Source organism: Streptomyces sp. NBC_00775, assembly GCF_036347135.1.
In the GTDB taxonomy this organism is placed as follows: Bacteria; Actinomycetota; Actinomycetes; order Streptomycetales; family Streptomycetaceae; genus Streptomyces; species Streptomyces lutosisoli.
This window is the reverse complement of sequence record NZ_CP108938.1, coordinates 3096564-3113944: the sequence shown is the minus strand read 5'-3', so window position 1 is coordinate 3113944 and position 17381 is coordinate 3096564. Positions and strand designations below refer to the sequence as shown.

The 17381-nt window shown below is 67.7% G+C and carries 19 protein-coding genes and 2 pseudogenes; 15 read left to right on the top strand and 6 right to left on the bottom strand.

Going from position 1 to position 17381, the window contains the following annotated elements; genetic code table 11:
- The first annotated feature begins 33 nt into the window (after positions 1-33).
- From recG to mutM, 8 genes are all read left to right on the top strand, one after another.
- On the top strand, positions 34-2247 hold the full coding sequence (recG, locus tag OIC96_RS13815; RefSeq protein ID WP_330307546.1) for an ATP-dependent DNA helicase RecG: 2214 nt from the start codon (positions 34-36) through the stop codon (positions 2245-2247).
- A 169-nt stretch (positions 2248-2416) separates the two neighbouring features.
- Positions 2417-3049 (top strand): 16S rRNA (guanine(966)-N(2))-methyltransferase RsmD, encoded by a 633-nt coding sequence (rsmD, locus tag OIC96_RS13810; protein WP_330310300.1) that lies wholly within the window; start codon positions 2417-2419, stop codon positions 3047-3049.
- The gene (coaD, locus tag OIC96_RS13805) at positions 3046-3555 is read left to right on the top strand and encodes a pantetheine-phosphate adenylyltransferase (protein ID WP_330307547.1); all 510 of its coding nucleotides are present in this window, start codon (positions 3046-3048) and stop codon (positions 3553-3555) included. Before rsmD ends, coaD begins: the two co-directional genes overlap by 4 nt.
- A gap of 99 nt (positions 3556-3654) precedes the next feature.
- Positions 3655-4734 carry an ATP synthase F0 subunit B gene (locus tag OIC96_RS13800; RefSeq protein WP_330307548.1) on the top strand — a complete coding sequence of 360 codons (1080 nt, stop codon included), beginning with the start codon at positions 3655-3657 and terminating at the stop codon, positions 4732-4734.
- A 189-nt stretch (positions 4735-4923) separates the two neighbouring features.
- Positions 4924-5577 (top strand): YceD family protein, encoded by a 654-nt coding sequence (locus tag OIC96_RS13795; RefSeq protein WP_330307549.1) that lies wholly within the window; start codon positions 4924-4926, stop codon positions 5575-5577.
- A 2-nt stretch (positions 5578-5579) separates the two neighbouring features.
- Positions 5580-5753 (top strand): 50S ribosomal protein L32, encoded by a 174-nt coding sequence (gene rpmF, locus OIC96_RS13790; protein ID WP_006139588.1) that lies wholly within the window; start codon positions 5580-5582, stop codon positions 5751-5753.
- 19 nt (positions 5754-5772) lie between these two features.
- Positions 5773-6630, top strand: a complete 858-nt coding sequence (rnc, locus tag OIC96_RS13785) for a ribonuclease III (protein ID WP_330307550.1) — start codon at positions 5773-5775, stop codon at positions 6628-6630.
- A gap of 236 nt (positions 6631-6866) precedes the next feature.
- Entirely contained in the window at positions 6867-7727 is an 861-nt protein-coding gene (gene mutM, locus OIC96_RS13780; RefSeq protein ID WP_330307551.1) for a bifunctional DNA-formamidopyrimidine glycosylase/DNA-(apurinic or apyrimidinic site) lyase, read from the top strand.
- Positions 7728-7750: 23 nt separating this feature from the next.
- Here the strand turns inward: mutM and OIC96_RS13775 are convergent, their stop codons facing one another.
- The gene (locus tag OIC96_RS13775; protein WP_330307552.1) at positions 7751-8158 is read right to left on the bottom strand and encodes a winged helix-turn-helix transcriptional regulator; all 408 of its coding nucleotides are present in this window, start codon (positions 8156-8158) and stop codon (positions 7751-7753) included.
- Between the two features lie 101 nt (positions 8159-8259).
- On the opposite strand from OIC96_RS13775, the gene OIC96_RS13770 reads away from it, so the two are divergent.
- Entirely contained in the window at positions 8260-8859 is a 600-nt protein-coding gene (locus OIC96_RS13770) for a flavodoxin family protein (RefSeq protein ID WP_327432012.1), read from the top strand.
- Between the two features lie 854 nt (positions 8860-9713).
- Here the strand turns inward: OIC96_RS13770 and OIC96_RS13765 are convergent.
- Both OIC96_RS13765 and OIC96_RS13760 read right to left on the bottom strand, forming a co-directional pair.
- Entirely contained in the window at positions 9714-10217 is a 504-nt protein-coding gene (locus OIC96_RS13765) for an SMI1/KNR4 family protein (protein WP_330307553.1), read from the bottom strand.
- Between the two features lie 234 nt (positions 10218-10451).
- Positions 10452-10793 carry a hypothetical protein gene (locus tag OIC96_RS13760; protein ID WP_330307554.1) on the bottom strand — a complete coding sequence of 114 codons (342 nt, stop codon included), beginning with the start codon at positions 10791-10793 and terminating at the stop codon, positions 10452-10454.
- Between the two features lie 269 nt (positions 10794-11062).
- Between OIC96_RS13760 and OIC96_RS13755 the strand changes: the two genes are divergently transcribed.
- Positions 11063-11386 carry a hypothetical protein gene (locus OIC96_RS13755; protein WP_330307555.1) on the top strand — a complete coding sequence of 108 codons (324 nt, stop codon included), beginning with the start codon at positions 11063-11065 and terminating at the stop codon, positions 11384-11386.
- Positions 11387-11584: 198 nt separating this feature from the next.
- Here OIC96_RS13755 and OIC96_RS13750 read toward each other — a convergent pair whose 3' ends face one another.
- Both OIC96_RS13750 and OIC96_RS13745 read right to left on the bottom strand, forming a co-directional pair.
- Positions 11585-12037, bottom strand: a complete 453-nt coding sequence (locus tag OIC96_RS13750) for a DUF6188 family protein (protein WP_330307556.1) — start codon at positions 12035-12037, stop codon at positions 11585-11587.
- A 222-nt stretch (positions 12038-12259) separates the two neighbouring features.
- A complete protein-coding gene (locus OIC96_RS13745; protein WP_330307557.1) occupies positions 12260-12613 on the bottom strand; it encodes a hypothetical protein in 354 nt (117 codons plus the stop codon).
- Between the two features lie 665 nt (positions 12614-13278).
- On the opposite strand from OIC96_RS13745, the pseudogene OIC96_RS13740 reads away from it, so the two are divergent.
- The 3 genes and pseudogenes from OIC96_RS13740 to OIC96_RS13730 form a co-directional block, all read left to right on the top strand.
- A pseudogene (locus OIC96_RS13740) lies at positions 13279-13764 on the top strand (IS5 family transposase); the annotation flags it as partial.
- Between the two features lie 74 nt (positions 13765-13838).
- Positions 13839-14498 (top strand): hypothetical protein, encoded by a 660-nt coding sequence (locus tag OIC96_RS13735; RefSeq protein WP_330307558.1) that lies wholly within the window; start codon positions 13839-13841, stop codon positions 14496-14498.
- A gap of 105 nt (positions 14499-14603) precedes the next feature.
- Positions 14604-15209 (top strand): annotated as a pseudogene (locus OIC96_RS13730) (tyrosine-type recombinase/integrase); the annotation flags it as partial.
- A 20-nt stretch (positions 15210-15229) separates the two neighbouring features.
- On the opposite strand, the gene OIC96_RS13725 reads toward OIC96_RS13730, so the two are convergent.
- Complete coding sequence (locus OIC96_RS13725) at positions 15230-16198, bottom strand: CAP domain-containing protein (protein ID WP_330307559.1); 969 nt, start codon at positions 16196-16198, stop codon at positions 15230-15232.
- Between the two features lie 154 nt (positions 16199-16352).
- Here OIC96_RS13725 and OIC96_RS13720 point away from each other — a divergent pair, with 154 nt between their 5' ends.
- Both OIC96_RS13720 and OIC96_RS13715 read left to right on the top strand, forming a co-directional pair.
- Positions 16353-16634: an acylphosphatase gene (locus OIC96_RS13720; protein WP_330307560.1), complete on the top strand. Its 282-nt coding sequence runs from the start codon at positions 16353-16355 to the stop codon at positions 16632-16634.
- 380 nt (positions 16635-17014) lie between these two features.
- The gene (locus tag OIC96_RS13715; RefSeq protein WP_028802434.1) at positions 17015-17218 is read left to right on the top strand and encodes a hypothetical protein; all 204 of its coding nucleotides are present in this window, start codon (positions 17015-17017) and stop codon (positions 17216-17218) included.
- Positions 17219-17381 lie beyond the last annotated feature (163 nt).

Below are 17381 nucleotides of genomic sequence, written 5' to 3'. Positions count from 1 at the left end.
ACGTATACGGCATTGTCAGTGCTGTGGTGTGCAATGGATCTCGTGCCCGTGCTCGAAGAACCACTGAAGAAGGCGCTCGGTCCCGCCACCGCGAAGGTGATGGCCGAGCACCTCGGCCTGCACACCGTCGGCGATCTGCTGCACCACTATCCGCGCAGATACGAGGAGCGCGGGCAGCTCACCCACCTCGCCGACCTCCCCATGGACGAGCATGTGACGGTAGTCGCCCAGGTCGCCGACGCGCGCCTGCACACCTTCGCCTCGTCCAGGGCACCCCGCGGCAAGGGCCAGCGCCTCGAAGTCACCATCACGGACGGCAGCGGCCGCCTCCAACTGGTCTTCTTCGGCAACGGCGTGCACAAGCCCCACAAGGACCTCCTGCCCGGCACGCGCGCGATGTTCTCCGGCAAGGTCTCCGTCTTCAACCACCGCCTCCAGCTGGCCCATCCGGCGTACGAGCTGCTGCGCGGCGACAGCGACGAAGCCGCCGAGAGCGTCGACTCCTGGGCGGGCGCCCTCATCCCGATCTACCCGGCCACCGCCAAGCTGGAGTCCTGGAAGATCGCCAAGTCCGTGCAGACGGTGCTGCCGAGCGCCCAGGAAGCCGTCGACCCCCTCCCGGACTCCCTCCGGGACGGCCGCGGCCTGGTCGCCCTCCCCGAAGCCCTCCTCAAGATCCACCGCCCGCACACCAAGGCCGACATCCACGACGCCCGCGCCCGCCTCAAGTGGGACGAGGCCTTCGTCCTCCAAGTCGCCCTGGCCCGCCGCCGCCACGCCGACGCCCAACTCCCGGCCGTGGCCCGCACCCCCAAGCCGGACGGCCTGCTCACCGCCTTCGACGCCAAGCTGCCCTTCACCCTCACCGAGGGCCAGCAGAAGGTCTCCAAGGAGATCTTCGACGACCTCGCCACCGAGCATCCGATGCACCGGCTGCTCCAGGGAGAGGTCGGATCGGGCAAGACGATGGTGGCCCTGCGCGCCATGCTCGCCGTCGTCGACGCGGGCGGGCAGGCCGCGATGCTCGCGCCCACCGAGGTGCTCGCCCAGCAGCACCACCGGTCGATCACCGAGATGATGGGGGAGCTGGCCGAGGGCGGCATGCTCGGCGGGGCCGAGCACTCCACCAAGGTCGTGCTGCTCACCGGGTCCATGGGCGCGGCGGCGCGGCGGCAGGCGCTGCTCGATCTGATCACCGGTGAGTCCGGGATCGTCATCGGCACGCATGCGCTGATCGAGGACAAGGTCCAGTTCCACGACCTGGGCCTGGTCGTGGTCGACGAGCAGCACCGCTTCGGCGTCGAGCAGCGCGACGCCCTGCGCGGCAAGGGCAAGCAGCCCCCGCACCTCCTGGTCATGACCGCCACGCCCATTCCGCGCACCGTCGCCATGACGGTCTTCGGCGACCTGGAGACCTCGGTCCTCGACCAGCTCCCCGCCGGACGTTCGCCCATCGCCAGCCATGTCGTCCCGGCCGCCGACAAACCGCACTTCCTCACGCGCGCGTGGGAGCGCGTACGCGAGGAGGTGGAGAACGGCCATCAGGCGTACGTCGTCTGCCCCCGCATCGGAGACGAGGAGGACGACCCGAAGAAGACCAAGAAGAAGTCCCCCGAGGACGAGGCCGAGAAGCGCCCTCCCCTCGCCGTCCTCGACGTCGCCGACCAGCTCGCCAAGGGCCCCCTCCAAGGCCTCAAGGTCGAGGTCCTGCACGGCCGTATGCAACCCGACGACAAGGACGCCGTGATGCGCCGCTTCGCCGCGGGCGAGACGGACGTCCTGGTCGCGACGACCGTGATCGAGGTCGGGGTGAACGTGCCGAACGCCACGGCGATGGTGATCATGGACGCCGACCGGTTCGGCGTCTCCCAGCTCCACCAGCTGCGCGGCCGCGTCGGCCGAGGCTCCGCCGCCGGACTCTGCCTCCTGGTCAGCGAGATGGCGGAGGCGAGCCCGGCCCGCCAGCGGCTGACCGCGGTGGCGTCCACGCTCGACGGCTTCGAGCTCTCCCGCATCGACCTCGAGCAGCGCCGCGAGGGCGACGTCCTCGGCCAGGCGCAGTCCGGCGTCCGCTCCTCGCTGCGGATGCTCGCCGTCATCGAGGACGAGGAGATCATCGCCGAGGCCCGTGAGGAGGCCGCCGCGGTCGTCGCCGCCGACCCGGAGCTGGAGCGCCTGCCCGGCCTGCGGACGGCGCTGGACGCGTTGCTGGACGAGGAGAGAGAGCAGTACTTGGACAAGGGCTGAGTGCACAGCCCCCCGTAAGAGGCGCGGGGCTGTGTCCATGTCCACAGCGGGGCGGTGTCGATGTGGACAGGGGCGGTGTCGATGTGGATATACGGCTCCGCCGCGTGGACGCGAGCAGCCACGACGAAGCCCGTAGCCGCCCACGACGCAGAACACCCCCCACCTCCGCCTGCCAAACTGGACCCGTAGCCACCCCCACGGACAAGGACTCCAGATGACCCGCGTGATCGCCGGCGCAGCCGGCGGACGCCGCCTAGCCGTCCCGCCGGGCACCGGCACCCGGCCCACCTCCGACCGGGCGCGCGAGGGCCTCTTCTCCACCTGGCAGTCCCTGCTCGGCGGCCCGTTGCACGGGGAGCGCGTGCTCGACCTGTACGCCGGTTCCGGTGCCGTCGGCCTGGAGGCGCTCAGCCGCGGCGCCGGACACACCCTGCTCGTCGAGGCCGACGCCCGCGCGGCCAAGGTCATCCGCGAGAACGTCAAGTCGCTGGGTCTCCCCGGCGCCGAGGTCAGATCGGGCAAAGCGGAACAGATCATCCAGGCGCCGGCGCCGGCAGACCCGTACGACCTGGTCTTCCTCGACCCCCCGTACGCCGTCTCGGACGACGATCTTCGGGAGATTCTGCTCACACTCCGCACGCAGGGCTGGCTCGCGGCCGAAGCCCTCGTCACCGTGGAGCGCAGCACCAGAGGCGGCGAATTCGGCTGGCCCGACGGCTTCGAAGCGATCAGGGCCCGTCGTTACGGCGAGGGGACGTTTTGGTACGGTCGCGCCGCCTCTACGTGCGAAGACGCACGATGACCGGACCGGAGAGCGAGGGACCACAGTTGCGCCGCGCCGTCTGTCCGGGGTCATTCGACCCCATCACCAATGGACACCTCGACATCATCGCCCGCGCTTCCAGGCTGTACGACGTCGTGCACGTCGTGGTGATGATCAATCAGTCGAAGCAGGGCCTGTTCACCGTCGACGAGCGGATCGAGCTGATCCGCGAGGTCACCGCCGAGTACGGCAATATCCAGGTCGAGGCCTACCACGGCCTGCTCGTCGACTTCTGCAAGCAGCGCGACATCCCCGCCATCGTCAAGGGTCTGCGCGCGGTCAGCGACTTCGACTACGAACTCCAGATGGCCCAGATGAACAACGGCCTCTCGGGCGTCGAAACGCTGTTCATCCCGACCAGCCCCACCTACAGCTTCCTCTCCTCCTCGCTGGTCAAGGAGGTCGCCCAGTGGGGCGGCGACATCTCCCACCTGGTGCCACCGGTGGTCCTCGACGCGCTGAAGGAACGACTCGGCAAGGGCTGAACCCCTGACAGTCCGTCACCCGGTGTCGGGCGGGGCAGGAGTGGTCGTACAGTCGACCCGTCCGTCTCCATCACAGCTGTAGAGAGTGGCGAGCACACGGTGGACGTGCAGAAGAAGCTCGATGAGATCGTCGGGGCGGTCGGCAGCGCCCGCTCCATGCCCATGTCGGCCTCGTGCGTGGTCAACCGCGCCGAGCTGCTCTCGATGCTCGAAGAGGTGCGCCAGGCGCTGCCCGGCTCCCTCGCCCAGGCCCAGGAGCTGATCGGCGGCCGCGAGGAAATGGTCGAGCAGGCCCGTCAGGAGGCCGAGCGGATCATCCAGACCGCGCACGCCGAGCGCGGCTCCCTGATCTCCGACACCGAGGTCGCCCGCCGCTCCCAGAACGAGGCCGACCGCATCCTCGCCGAGGCCCGCAAGGAGGCCGAGGAGGTCCGCGCGGAGGCCGACGACTACGTCGACTCCAAGCTCGCCAACTTCGAGGTCGTCCTCACCAAGACCCTCGGCTCCGTCGGCCGCGGCCGCGAGAAGCTCCTCGGCACCGGTCCCGGCATTGATGAGCAGGGGTACGAGGACGAGGACGCCCCCGAGCGCAGCCACGACCCGGAGACCCTGCGCCGCAACGCCGACGAATACGTCGACGTGAAGCTCGGCGCCTTCGAGGCCGTGCTCGCCAAGACCCTGGAGGCCGTCGGCCGCGGCCGGCAGAAGCTGCACGGCCGGATCGCCAGCGACGACCTGGGCGATCTGAGCGCCTTCGGCGAGGACGGGACGCCCGGCCTGCACACCAGCGACTCCGACTACCTGGCCGGCCTCGCGGAGCTCTCGGACGCCCCCGAGCAGCCCGCCCAGACCCCCGAGGTGCCCGCCCAGCCGTCGTACGGGCAGCAGGACGCCTACGCGTACCAGCAGCAGGCCGATCCATACGGGTATCAGCAGCAGTACGCCCAGCAGGACGCGTACGGCTACCAGCAGGCCGACCCGTACGCCGCCTACCCGCAGCAGCAGGGGTACGACCAGCAGCCGGCGTACGACCAGAGCGGGCAGCAGGCCTACGCCCAGCCGCAGGCGCACGCCATGGACCAGCAGGCGCACAGCCTCGACGAGACCAGCCTCTTCGACACCAGCATGATCAGCGCGGAGCAGCTGCGGGCGTACGAGCAAGGGCGCGGCGGCCACTGATTCCGGTGGTCGCGGCCCCCGAGGCGGGGGCGCACGCCGGTGCGCGGGATGGGCAGCGCACACCGGATTGGGCCGAGAGCGAAAGGTCCAGTATCCTGGCTCTTCGGTCGCGCGTACGTCCGCGATCAACGCTGCCCACGGAACACCAAGGGGTGGCAACCCCTTGAGCTTCGAAGATCGAAAGCAGGAATGGCTCTGAACACCCGCCTCGACCACCGCAACCCTCTCGTGTTCGACACACACGAGCTGGGGCGGCGTCCTGGCGCGCTGCAGCGCTTGACCCGCACGATCGACGCACCCAAGGATCTCGGGATCCAGGGAGTCATCGGAGTGCCGGAAGGCGCCCCGGTGGAGCTCGAACTCCGCCTTGAGTCGGTCATGGAAGGGGTGCTCGTCACAGGCACCGCCCGTGCACAGGCCAAGGGGGAGTGCGTAAGGTGTCTGGAGCCGCTTGAGCTGGAGCTCGAAGCGGACTTCCAGGAGATGTTCTCGTACCCTGACGCCGACGACCGGGGCCGCGTGAAAGCGGAGCCGGTCGACGACGCCGAGGAAGACGAGGACAGGCTCTTCATCGAGGACGGTTTGTTCGACCTCGAATCCGTGCTGCGTGATGCGGTGGTGCTCGCACTGCCGATGCAGCCGGTGTGCCAGGACGACTGCCCCGGCTTGTGCTCCGAATGCGGAGTGCGGCTCGCGGACGACCCGGACCACCACCACGACGCCGTCGACATCCGTTGGGCGGCACTGCAGGGACTCGCTGGTTCATCCGGAGACGGCGAGAAGGACGAGTTGAGCGGCGGCGCGCTTCCATCAGCGCACGTCGACGAGAAGCAGGAGAAGTAGCCGTGGCTGTTCCGAAGCGGAAGATGTCGCGCAGCAACACGCGCCACCGCCGGTCGCAGTGGAAGGCTGCGGTCCCCACCCTGGTTGCGTGCGAGCGCTGCCACGAGCCCAAGCTGCAGCACATCGCGTGCCCCGCTTGCGGCACCTACAACAAGCGCCAGGTCCTCGAGGTCTGAGCGGCTGGTGAGAGGTCTGATGTCTGACGCCAAGGCGGACTCAAACGCCAAGAAAAAGGCGGACAACACAGCCTCGTCCCACACGCTTCTGGAAGGGCGGCTCGGGTACAAGCTCGAGTCCGCCCTTCTGGTGCGTGCGCTGACCCACCGTTCCTACGCGTACGAGAACGGCGGTCTGCCGACCAACGAGCGTCTGGAGTTCCTCGGGGACTCCGTGCTCGGCCTCGTGGTCACGGACACGCTGTACCGCACCCACCCCGACCTGCCCGAAGGCCAGCTGGCCAAGTTGCGGGCCGCGGTGGTCAATTCTCGTGCGCTGGCCGAGGTGGGCCGCGGGCTCGAACTCGGCTCCTTCATCCGGCTCGGCCGGGGCGAGGAAGGCACGGGAGGCCGGGACAAGGCATCCATCCTCGCCGACACCCTTGAAGCGGTGATCGGCGCGGTCTATCTCGACCAGGGTCTGGACGCGGCGGGCGAGCTCGTCCACCGGCTCTTCGACCCGCTGATCGAGAAGTCCTCGAATCTGGGAGCGGGCCTGGACTGGAAGACCAGTCTCCAGGAGCTCACCGCGACCGAGGGGCTCGGCGTGCCCGAGTACCTGGTCTCGGAGACCGGCCCGGACCACGAGAAGACCTTTACTGCTGCCGCCCGCGTCGGAGGCGTCTCGTACGGCACCGGCACCGGCCGCAGCAAGAAGGAGGCGGAGCAGCAGGCCGCGGAGTCCGCGTGGCGTGCGATCCGTTCCGCCGCGGACGAACGCGCGAAGTCGGCCAAGGCCGCCGAGCAGGCGGCTCAGGCCGCCGAACAGGCGGCCGAGGCCACCGAGGGGACCGCCGACACCCCCTCGGCCCCGACGAGCGACACGGCCACGGCCTGATTCCTTCACCACCACACGAACCCCGTCGCAGCGCCCGCGCCGCGACGGGGTTCGTGTGTTGAGGGGCTCGTACCGCAGAGCGGACGCGGGCCGGCCGTGAACGACGGTTCGGTCCCCGCTACGCCTGCGGTCGACGCGTGCGGCAACTGGGGGAGCCGTACCGGAGGATGGGCGATGGGGCCACGGCGGTACGCTGCGGGCAAAGCCCTGTACCCCCGCCCCTCCGGAGGAGTCCCGTGCCCGAGTTGCCCGAGGTCGAAGTCGTGCGGCGGGGCCTGGAGCGCTGGGTCAGCGGGCGGGTCGTGAAGACGGTCGAGGTACGGCATCCGCGGGCCGTGCGGCGGCATCTGGCGGGGCCCGAGGGCTTCGCGAAGGCCCTGGCCGGGCAGCGCGTGGGAGAGGCCATGCGACGCGGCAAGTATCTGTGGCTGCCGCTCGACGACTCCCCGTACTCCGTGCTCGCGCACCTCGGCATGAGCGGCCAGCTCCTGGTACAGCCGGAGGACGCCCCGGACGAGAAGCACCTGCGCATCCGCGTCCGCTTCGACGACGCCCTCGGCACCGAACTCCGCTTCGTCGACCAGCGCACCTTCGGCGGGCTCTCCCTGCACGAGAACACCCCCGACGGACTCCCGGACGTCATCGCACACATCGCACGCGACCCGCTCGACCCCCTCTTCGACGACGCCGCGTTCCCCACGGCCCTGCGCGCCCGCCGTACGACGATCAAGCGCGCCCTGCTCGACCAGTCACTGATCAGCGGGGTCGGCAATATCTACGCGGACGAGGCGCTCTGGCGCTCCAAGCTGCACTACGAACGCCCCACGGGCACCATGACCCGGCCGCGCACCACCGAACTCCTCGGCCACATCCGCGACGTCATGAACGACGCCCTCGCCGCCGGCGGCACGAGCTTCGACAGCCTGTACGTCAACGTCAACGGGGAGTCGGGCTACTTCGACCGCTCGCTCGACGCGTACGGGCGCGAGGGCGAGCCCTGCCGGCGGTGCGGGACGCCGATGCGGCGGCGCGCCTGGATGAACCGGTCCAGCTACTTCTGCCCGAAGTGCCAGAGGGCGCCGCGCGTCACGCCGTAGTCCTGAGGAGTCGTCCTGAGGAGTCAGTCCTCGCGCGTCTTGTCGTAGCGCTCGCGGGCCTCCAGGACGTTGTCCATGTGGCCCTCGACGAAGGTGATGAGCGTCAGCAGACGCTCGGAGACCTCGCGGCCCAGCGGCGTGAGCCGGTAGTCGACGCGCGGCGGATTCGTGGGCTGCGCGTCGCGGTGCACCAGACCGTCGCGCTCCAGCGCGTGCAGCGTCTGGGAGAGCATCTTCTCGCTGACGCCGTCGACCCGGCGGCGCAGCTCGTTGAAGCGGAACGTGCCCTCGTGCAGCGCTCCGAGCGTCAGCGCGCCCCAGCGCCCGGTGACGTGCTCCAGCGTGCCCCGGGACGGGCAGCTGCGCGCGAACACGTTGTACGCGAGGTCCTGACACTCACCGCTCTCGGCGGTCTGCACGGTGGTCTCCATACAGGGAGCATACTCGGGCGCAGCGCTAACCAATAGGTTGCACTAACTAGAAGTTAGTGCTTTCCTTTGGTTTGTCGTCCCCACCTTGAGGAGTTCCCAGCGTGAGCACCCCCGTCATCTCCATCGCCTACCACTCCGGCTACGGTCACACCGCCGTCCTCGCCGAAGCCGTCCGCTCCGGTGCCGTCGAGGCCGGCGCCCAGGTCCACCTGGTCAACGTCGACGAGATCACCGACGCGCAGTGGGAGCTGCTCGACGCCTCGGACGCGATCGTCTTCGGCTCCCCGACCTACATGGGCACCGCTTCGGGTGCCTTCCACGTCTTCGCCGAGGCGTCCTCGAAGCGCTGGTTCGGGCAGGACTGGAAGGACAAGCTCGCCGCCGGGTTCACCAACTCCGGCTCCAAGAGCGGCGACAAGCTGCACACCCTGCAGTTCTTCCAGATCCTGGCCGCGCAGCACGGCATGAACTGGATCAACCTCGGTCTGCACCCCGGCTGGAACAGCAGCACCGCCTCCGAGCACGACCTCAACCGCCTCGGCGTCTTCGCCGGCGCCGCCGCCCAGACCAACGTCGACGAGGGCCCCGAGACCGTGCACAAGGCCGACATCGCCACCGCCGAGCACCTCGGCCGCCGGATCGCGGAGACGGCACGGGTGTTCGCGCTGGGGCGGGCGGCTGTGGCCGAGGTGGCCGCGTAAGCGTTTACGTAAACGTTTGCGTAAACGCTTACGCAAGCGTTTACGTGCTTGCGAATGAGCCGCCCACGAAAAGGGCCGCTCACGAAAAGGCCGCGCTCGCCCTTTCCGGGTGGGCGCGGCCTTCGCGTGTTGAGCCGTGTTGAACCCTGTCGAGGCGCTGCGCGGCCCTCGGCCTAGTAGCCGAAGAAGTGAGGGGCCGATTCTCTGACCTGCGCCCCTGCAATCGACCAACGCTGCGACCTGCGACTTAGCTGTCGAAGGTTGTCAGCGTCGGTCGTCGTTGAGCACCCTCGGACGGCCCGGAGACGGCCCCGGCTGTCATGAGTCATGGCGCCGGGTGTCCAGCCCGTATGCCGCTACAGACCGCGTAGTGCCTCGTACAGATCGTCGTAGGCTGTCCAACAGTCGATGCTGCCGTCGTCGTACAGGCTTCCCATGTACCAGTCGTCGTCTTGAACAGGCTTCACGAGGCACAGACTGTGGAACCCGAGAATGATCTCTGGGCGCAGCCTTTCCGGGGCTCCGGCGCCGGCCACCCACTGCACTGCCCGGTTTGGATCCAGCGCGATAGCCTCCCGGTCTCCGGATACGTCGCGGATCCGCTGGAGGGTCCAGCCTGGGGGAAGTTGCGCGTCTGCCATCCTCGGATGATCTCACCCGCCAGGTGCGGACCACCGCTTTAGGAGCGAGGTTGGGCGATCACGGACGTGACCAGCGGATACCTACCTTGGGCGGACGCCAGCCGAATTGGCCCCGGCGAACCCCGAGTCCCCGTGAGTCCCCGTCTGTTCTGGCACGAGAGTGGCACGGCCTGGGGTCGTGCCATAGCTCCTCGATGCGAATAAAGCAGTCCTTCAGCAGCCGGGGCAGTCCGCCACAGGCGGATTTGGGAAGGTGCGGTTGCCCTCCAGCCAGTCCGCCAGCCACTGCGCCAGGGTGAACCGCTCGATGAAGAAGCAATGGCGCTCGCAGCGCGTGTTCGGGTCCCAACCCCACATGCGGCCCTCTGGTGTGCTGAAGTCGACGTGCCACCAGATCGCGCAGCCCAATGTCATCAGGGGCGGCACATGGAGCGGCTGCGGAATCTCTGGCTCGGAGGTCGGAGACCAGTCGCGCGCGAGTTGGAGCAGCGACTCCTCACCGCTGTACCCCTTGCCCGTGTCGGTCAGGGACAGGATGCTCCCGTCGGGGCCGAAGCCGCCGTTGGCGACCTCCAGATACAAGCGTCGCAGCAAAGGCGGTATGGGGTACCCCACGATGGCCTCGAGCTCGGCGGCCGCCTGCGGAGGCGCGGGCGGCGGCAGCTCATGGGCTCGCGCGTAGGCCCGGACCCGTTCCACAATCTCGTCCTCGATCACCGGTCGATGATCGAGGCCAGCGCTGCGGCTGTCCAGCACTGTGTTCCGGACCCCGCACCCCCGAAGAAGCGTCTTGTAAGGACGATGCTCCCGCTGTCCGCAGACCTTGCGGTCTGGCCTCATCCTTATCAGGTCGATCACGGGAGCTCTGGGACCACTCTTAACCCGCTCCGGACCCCTGATGGCTAACCGCTGAGCTTCGGCGTTGACCGTTGCGGTTCGCACTTGTTGGTGTCAGACGCTGATGTCAGGAGAAGCATCCGGCTTGACACCCCGCGGCATGAACGGTCCGGGGATTCGCCGGTCGTGACGCTGGTGTCCACACGTCAACGGTTTGCCAGCCGCATCGATCACCTGGGATTCCGAAACGACCCTGTAGGGGTCGCCGTCCTCATAGAGCCACACGCTGACCAGCTCGGCCGCAAGGGTTACCGCGAACTGGACGTTGATGCCGTCGTCGACCGCCGAGACGGTGACGGCATCACCCGGTTCAAGCCAGAAGTCCTCACCGTACGGCTCAATGAAGAGGCACAGCGGGGCACTCCCCGCATTCTCAACCGGCAGACTTTCGTGCACTCGATCACCCCACTCCGCACCCTAGCGGCCATGCTGAATGGCGAAGCCACACGGTCGGCGGGGTCCACGGCCACCACTCGCGCCCCCTCGATGCGAACTATGGGCACAGCGGTCGCTGAGGTCTGCTGGGCTGTTTAGTCGGTCACCGTGAGCCAGTAATGGTCTCCTGCGGTCGTGCCGGTTGCTGTACTTCACTGCTGTACAGCACACAGGTTGGTCGGTGCGCGATCGGCGGAGTGCCGCTGACGTGCTCCGGCATCATCGCGTGTATGACGCAGAGCGAACACGTACTGAGGATGGCCGATCTCCGGCGAGCCTGTTCCGTACTCCTGGACGAGGCGGAACGCCGGTTCGGTAATGAGGTGAACCTCTCCGAGTTGCCCGTGGACTACTACTGGAGCCTCGACCTTGCAGCCGTGTTCGATATGAGCAAAACGCCGACGCAGCTTGACTGCGGACAGGTCAGCGACGATGTCGCTGAGATCGGGGCGCTTGTGCGGCGCGCCCCAGAGGACGTCATCGCCCTGTGGCACGATCTCGATCACCTCGCCGGTGTGCTGCGCCTGCTCGCGCACCTCGATCTGCCGCGGTGAGACCAGGGGGCAGTCTTGAAGACCGTCGTGGCAGCGATGTCACCGTGGGTTCAAATCCCACGCCCACCGCAGGTGAACGTCCCCTGACCAGGTAAATCAGTCAGGGGTCGTTCTCGTACCCGGTGACCACTGGCGACCGCTGTTCCCTCTGATTCCCCGCCTGATCGGGTGTCCCGTCGCACTCCAGCTGGCAGATTCTCAATGCTCTGCAGACCGACCTTGCGGATTCTCATTCGCTGCGGAGGCGGACCAGACGCCGAGGTCGCCTCCTGGCAGGGACACGAACCGCCATCCTCCAGGTCCTGTGATCTGCCAGGCCTCGAACGCCGCATCGGTTGGACAGGTCAGATGCGTGCCATCCTCGAACACCATCCGAAGCGTGCCGGACTTGAAGGCGACCGCAGAGACGACCTTCGTCCCGAAGAGCGGGAGGGCTGCGGCCACGTCCTGAGTCTCCGGCACCAGAAGCACGCCGGGATTGGTGTGGGCCGGCCCGGATGAGAGCCGAGCAGGCGTTTCGAGTACGACTTCCCAACCTTCGTCGAGGGCCAGCGTGAGGCGGTAGTCGACAGTGATCCCAGCAACGCCCCGCCCTCGGAGATTCAAGATCCACCGGTCATCGTGTTCGACCGGTTCTGCTTCGGTGCTCATCACCCCGCCATGGTGCACGACCCAGCCGAGGGCGACGGACGGTCATCAGGGATTCCGCCGAAGCCACGCCTGTTGAGAATCCGGCGAGGTGTGTTCTCGATCCACTTGGCGAACCAGCAGCTCAGGCCAAGATCCAGAGATGGCTCCGATGCGACGGGACATCGGGCGCGAGTGGGGCACGGCGGAGGGCTCGAGTTCGCTAGAAGAGACATTTCACGTGCGTCAGTTCGACCCCCCGCCCGATACGTTCCCGTCGTAACCGACAAGGTCATGCCAGCTGACGAGGTAGCCGCGGACAGCGTCGTCGTCATCATGGTCAAGCGCGAGCCATTCCCGCGCGGCGGTCACCATGTGCCCTACGGCGAGAGCTTTCTCGTGCGGCTTGACTTCAACCCAGTCGGTCAGGGCGCCCCACAGGCAGTACACGTCGCCTGCGTGCTCGTATGCGGGAAAGAAGTCCAATGTGGCCCCCATGACGTGAAGGGCACTGTCGTAGGGATCGTCTCCGTGTATGACGTTGTGGACGAGGTGACGAGTGTGCTCCAGGTACGCCGACACGATCGGGTCGTCATTCATTGGGTGGGATCCTGAGGCGGGAGATCGGCTGCCACGTGGATGCGATGATCCCGAGCTGGGTTGGTGTCCACGGACGCACGGTACGCGAGGTCGGTCGAGTCACAACGACCCAGTCAAGGCGCTGGCCTGCGGTTGACGACGGCGAGAGGTTGGCTTCGAGACTTTGGGCGGGAGCTGCCATGGGGCGAGTGATCATGGCCCCTTAAGCTTCCGGCGAGTCGGGCAGTCTGTGGACCTGCCCGTTAAAGCACGACGTTGGGGCCATGATCTTCGAGGCTCGCCCCATGGTGGCTGCCTAATCCCTTGTTAAGGGCGTTCCGAAGGAGCGGTAGTTCCTGGGGGCGTTCGAGCGCCGGGAAAGCGACACCTCGTGGCTGCCGGGTGGGCAATGCCTTGCTTTAGACAGCGTGCGCGGTCCTGGTGCTCATGGTGGTGGCGGTCGCGTGGGCGCCGCACGGATGCCCTAAGAGGCCCTGGCGTGTGATGCCTCAAGGCAGAGCGGCAACGTGCGGTGCAGCGGGGGCGGCCACCACCGTCGACGGGTGTTGGTGCCCGTCGGCCTGGGCCTCGATGCCTTCAGCCAGAGCGGCGACGTCCAGGGCCGTCGAGCGTCAACACCCGCCACTTGATCACTCGTTGCTGTTGGTGGTGCGAGCCTGCCGCACGGTGACCACGGCCTGGGACGTTCACGCGGCGGGCTGACTACCAAGTTGCACCTGACGGTCGAGCAGGGACAGAAGCCGCTCTCGCTTATCGTCACCGCCGGTCACCGGCATGACAGCCCACAGTTCGAGCCGGTGCTTGAGGCCATCCGGGTGCCCCGGATTGGTCTGGGCCGGCCGCGCACCCGGCCGAACAAGGTGCGGGCCGATAAGGCATACGGCTCCCGCGCGAACCGCGCCTACCTGCGCAGACGTGGCATCGGCTGCACGATCCCGGAGAAGGCCGACCAGGTCCGCAATCGCAAGAACCTCGGCTCCCGTGGCGGCCGACCGCCGAAGTTCGACAAGGTCGACTACCGCGAGCGACACGCGGTGGAGTGCGGGATCAACCGGCTGAAGAGGCACCGCGCGGTGGCGACGAGATACGACAAACTCGCTGTCCGCTACGAAGCGACCGTACTGGTCGCCGCCATCAACGAGTGGCTGTGACAAGCAGAGCGGGGGCGGGAGGTTACAGGGAAAACCCTTCGAGGACATCACCACTGACCTGCCACCCTGGTGAGATGCTACTCAAACTGACCGGCTCCAGCTGTTCGGGCAAGACCACGCTCGCCTACTCCGTGGGCGAGCGGCTGGGGCGGATCGCCGTGCACGACTTCGACGAGCTCGGCGTACCGCAAGGCGCCGATCGCCAGTGGCGAAACCGCATGACCGAGATGTGGGTGCGTCGCGCGCTGGAATACCAGGACCGCGGAGTCGACCTCCTGCTGACCGGGCAGTCCCCGCTGGGAGAGGTCCTGGCCAGCCCCTCCGCCCCGTTGCTGGATGGCATCGCGGTCTGTCTGGTCGACGTGTCCGACGAGGCCCGGCGCTGCAGGCTCACCAAGCGCGACTCGGACCGATGGGACGCTCCGGCGGTCGACGCCTTCCTCGGCTGGGCCGCCTGGCACCGCAAGCACGCCGAGAATCCCGGATACCGACCCGACGTCATCATCGACGACAGCTGGCCCAGTATGGCCTGGTACCGCTGGACCGGATGGACTGCCAACGATCGGCGATGGTGCACCCACCTGCTCGACACCACGGACCAGCCCGCCGCGGAATCCGTAGATCAGGTTGAGCAATGGGTGGCCGAACAGCGCGACGCGCTCCGATCCGGCCGTCTCACCCTGTCGCGGGGCTGGTCAGACCAGACAGCCGCCCGAACCGACCACGACTCCTGATCCACTTTCGCAACAGACCCTAGGGCCCGCACTCGCTGCGGCCCAGGGCTTGGCCCCGGCGCCGAAGGCGCAGAGGGGCCAAAGCCCAAGGGCCAGCCCGCGCTCGCGCGGGCACTTGGTCTGCGCCAGGGAGAGGTATTCGGGCTGGCCGTGGAAGACGTGGACTTCCTGGGCGGGGTGGTGCACGTCGTGCGACAAGTCAAACTGCTCCAACGCCACCGGGCGGTGTTCGCCCCGCCGAAGGGCGGCAAGGAGCGTGATGTTCCTCTGCCTGAATCCGTCGCCTTCGCACTGGCCGGTCACCTGAAGAACTTCCCGGCAACCGAGATCACCTTGCCGTGGAAGACCCTCGACGGCCCGCCGGCCAAAGCATCGCTGCTCTTCACCGGCTCCATGGGCCTGGCGCTGGATCGCAATCGTTTCAACGACCGCGTCTGGCGGCCAGCCCTTCGAGCCGTGGATGTCGAGACCGGACGCGATGACGGCATGCACGCCTTGAGGCACTTCTACGCCTCGGTCCTCCTTGATGCGGGGGAGAGCATCAAGGCGCTCAGCGAGTACCTGGGACACCATGATCCCGGCTTCACGCTGCGTACGTACACGCACCTGATGCCGTCGAGCGGGACCCGTACCCGAGCTGCCGTCGATCGTGTCTTCAGGGACGGTGAACCTGCGGATGACGGCCCCGAGACGGCCCAGGGCAGCGAATAGGGCGCTGACCTGCGGTTATCTCAGTAGCCGAAGTCCTGCGTCCACCAAGGGCCGCCCGAGCCGAAGTGGGCTCCGACGCCGAGGGTCTTGAAGTCGCAGTTCAGGATGTTGGCGCGGTGGCCGGGGCTGTTCATCCAGGCTTCCATCACCGCCGCGGCGGTGGCCTGGCCGCGGGCTATGTTCTCGCCGCCCAGGCTGGTGATCCCGGCCTTCGCCGCCCGGTCCCAGGGGCTGAGCCCGCTCGGGTCGGTGTGGTCGAAGAAGTCCCGCGCGTCCATGTCCTCGCTGAAGGACTGGGCCAGGTCCGACAGGGCGCTGTTCGCCGACACGGCGCTGCAGCCCACCTTGGCCCGCTCCTCGTTGACGAGCTTGAGCACCTCGGCCTCGGCCGCGGCCTCGGCGGAGACCGTCACCGGGGCGGTGGTCTTCGGCGCCTTCGTGGCGGTCTTGGAGGGCTTCGGAGCCTTCGGGTCCTTCGTCTTGCTGGGTTTGGCGGTGGGCTCCTTGGTGGCCGTCGCCGTCGGCGCGGCGGCCGACGTCGCGGGAGCGGCCGACCCCGAGGGCGAGGCGGAGCGGTCCGCGTCACGGCTCGTCGACGTGTCGTCGCGGGAGTCCGCGCTGCCGGACGTGCCGCCCTGCTGGGTCTCCAGGCTGGAGGGGGAGCTCGCGGCCTGCACGCTGTCGGAGTTGCTGCTGCTGCCGCCGCCGAGCGAGTAGTTGTCGCTGCCGGGCAGCACGCCGGCCGCGACGGCGACCGTGCCCAGCGCCACCGCCGCGGAGACGCCGAGCAGACCCGTGCGTACGGGGGTCGCGCCCTTCCGCTTGCGGTGCGAGCGGGCAGCGGCCGTGGGCGGGAGGTCGGCGACTGCGGCGTAGCCGTACAGATTCTCCGGACCGTAGCTGTCCGTGTCGTCCACGTATGTATCTGTGACCCCGGTGGCGCGGCCTGTGGCGGCGCGGCCGGCGGCCGAGCGTCGGTGGCGTCCCATCTCCTGGGCCTTCCTCGATCTTGCGGTCAGCGATCCTCAGTCGAACCTCACCCGAAAGAGTGAGTTTCATATGAGACTCATTGGGTCGGGACGGTACCCCATGCCGCAAGGGGAGGAAGTGTCCAGAGAGACATTGTCCGGTTAGCGTGCACCCATGAACGAGGTTGCACGGCTGGTCGTCTGGGTCCGCGGAGGGGTACAGGGCGTGGGTTTCCGCTGGTTCACGCGGGCCAAGGCGCTGGAGATCGGCGGGTTGAGTGGTTTTGCTCTCAATTTGGACGACGGACGGGTCCAGGTCGTCGCGGAGGGCTCTCGGACTGAATGTCAGAGCCTGCTCGATTGGCTTCAGGGGGACGACACACCCGGGCGGGTAGACGGAGTCACTGAGATCTGGGACACGCCCCGGGGGATCTACGAAGGCTTCGCCATTCGCTGACGGCGACGGCGGGAATACCCCAGGCGGAAGCGGTATGGCATGCCACCGGCACCTGCCAGAAGCAGAAATGACCTGGTGGTTGCCAAGAACGGCTTGTCGTGGCAGGCTCCGCAGATAACGATGATCTCTACGCCCTGAGGGTCCCGCAGGAGTCGCAGCGCAGCCGTTCCAGAGCCGCGCGACAGCGGGTTGCCCGCCAATACAGGGCGTGATCGTGTTGACCGTCAAACTTTTTGGTGAGACGCTGAAAGCCCCGCGCACCTTAGCTGTTTGGCATGTGGAACGGCAGCAGGACATCAGCAGTGTCAAGCATCGCGGGTGCGATTCCCTCACGACCCACACCGCTTCGGTCGGTCACTCAGTGTGGAGGACCATCCATCATGGCAAAGGCGCTTCTCGGTTACGTCGGCGGTTCCGACCCGCGACTCATTGCCGAGATGCGACGGCTCCAGCAGCGCGTACAGGACCTCGAATCCGAGCTCGTACGGATTCAGGCTGAGAACGACGCGCTCGCGGCTGCCGCTTCTCACGACTCGCTTCTCGAGAGCATCGACGTACCCCAGGCGGAGCCTGCGCTCACCTGATCACTGCACCGCACAACGACAGCAGTGGTTGGGCTGCCCGTATCAACCGCTAAGTTGTCAGATTTGCAAGGGACGCCTGCTAGGCGTCCCTTCTTTCTTTCCCCCGCGCACTGTTCCACTCTCTTTAACGTCTGGTGTGCCCTGCACGTTCATGGGTGAAACC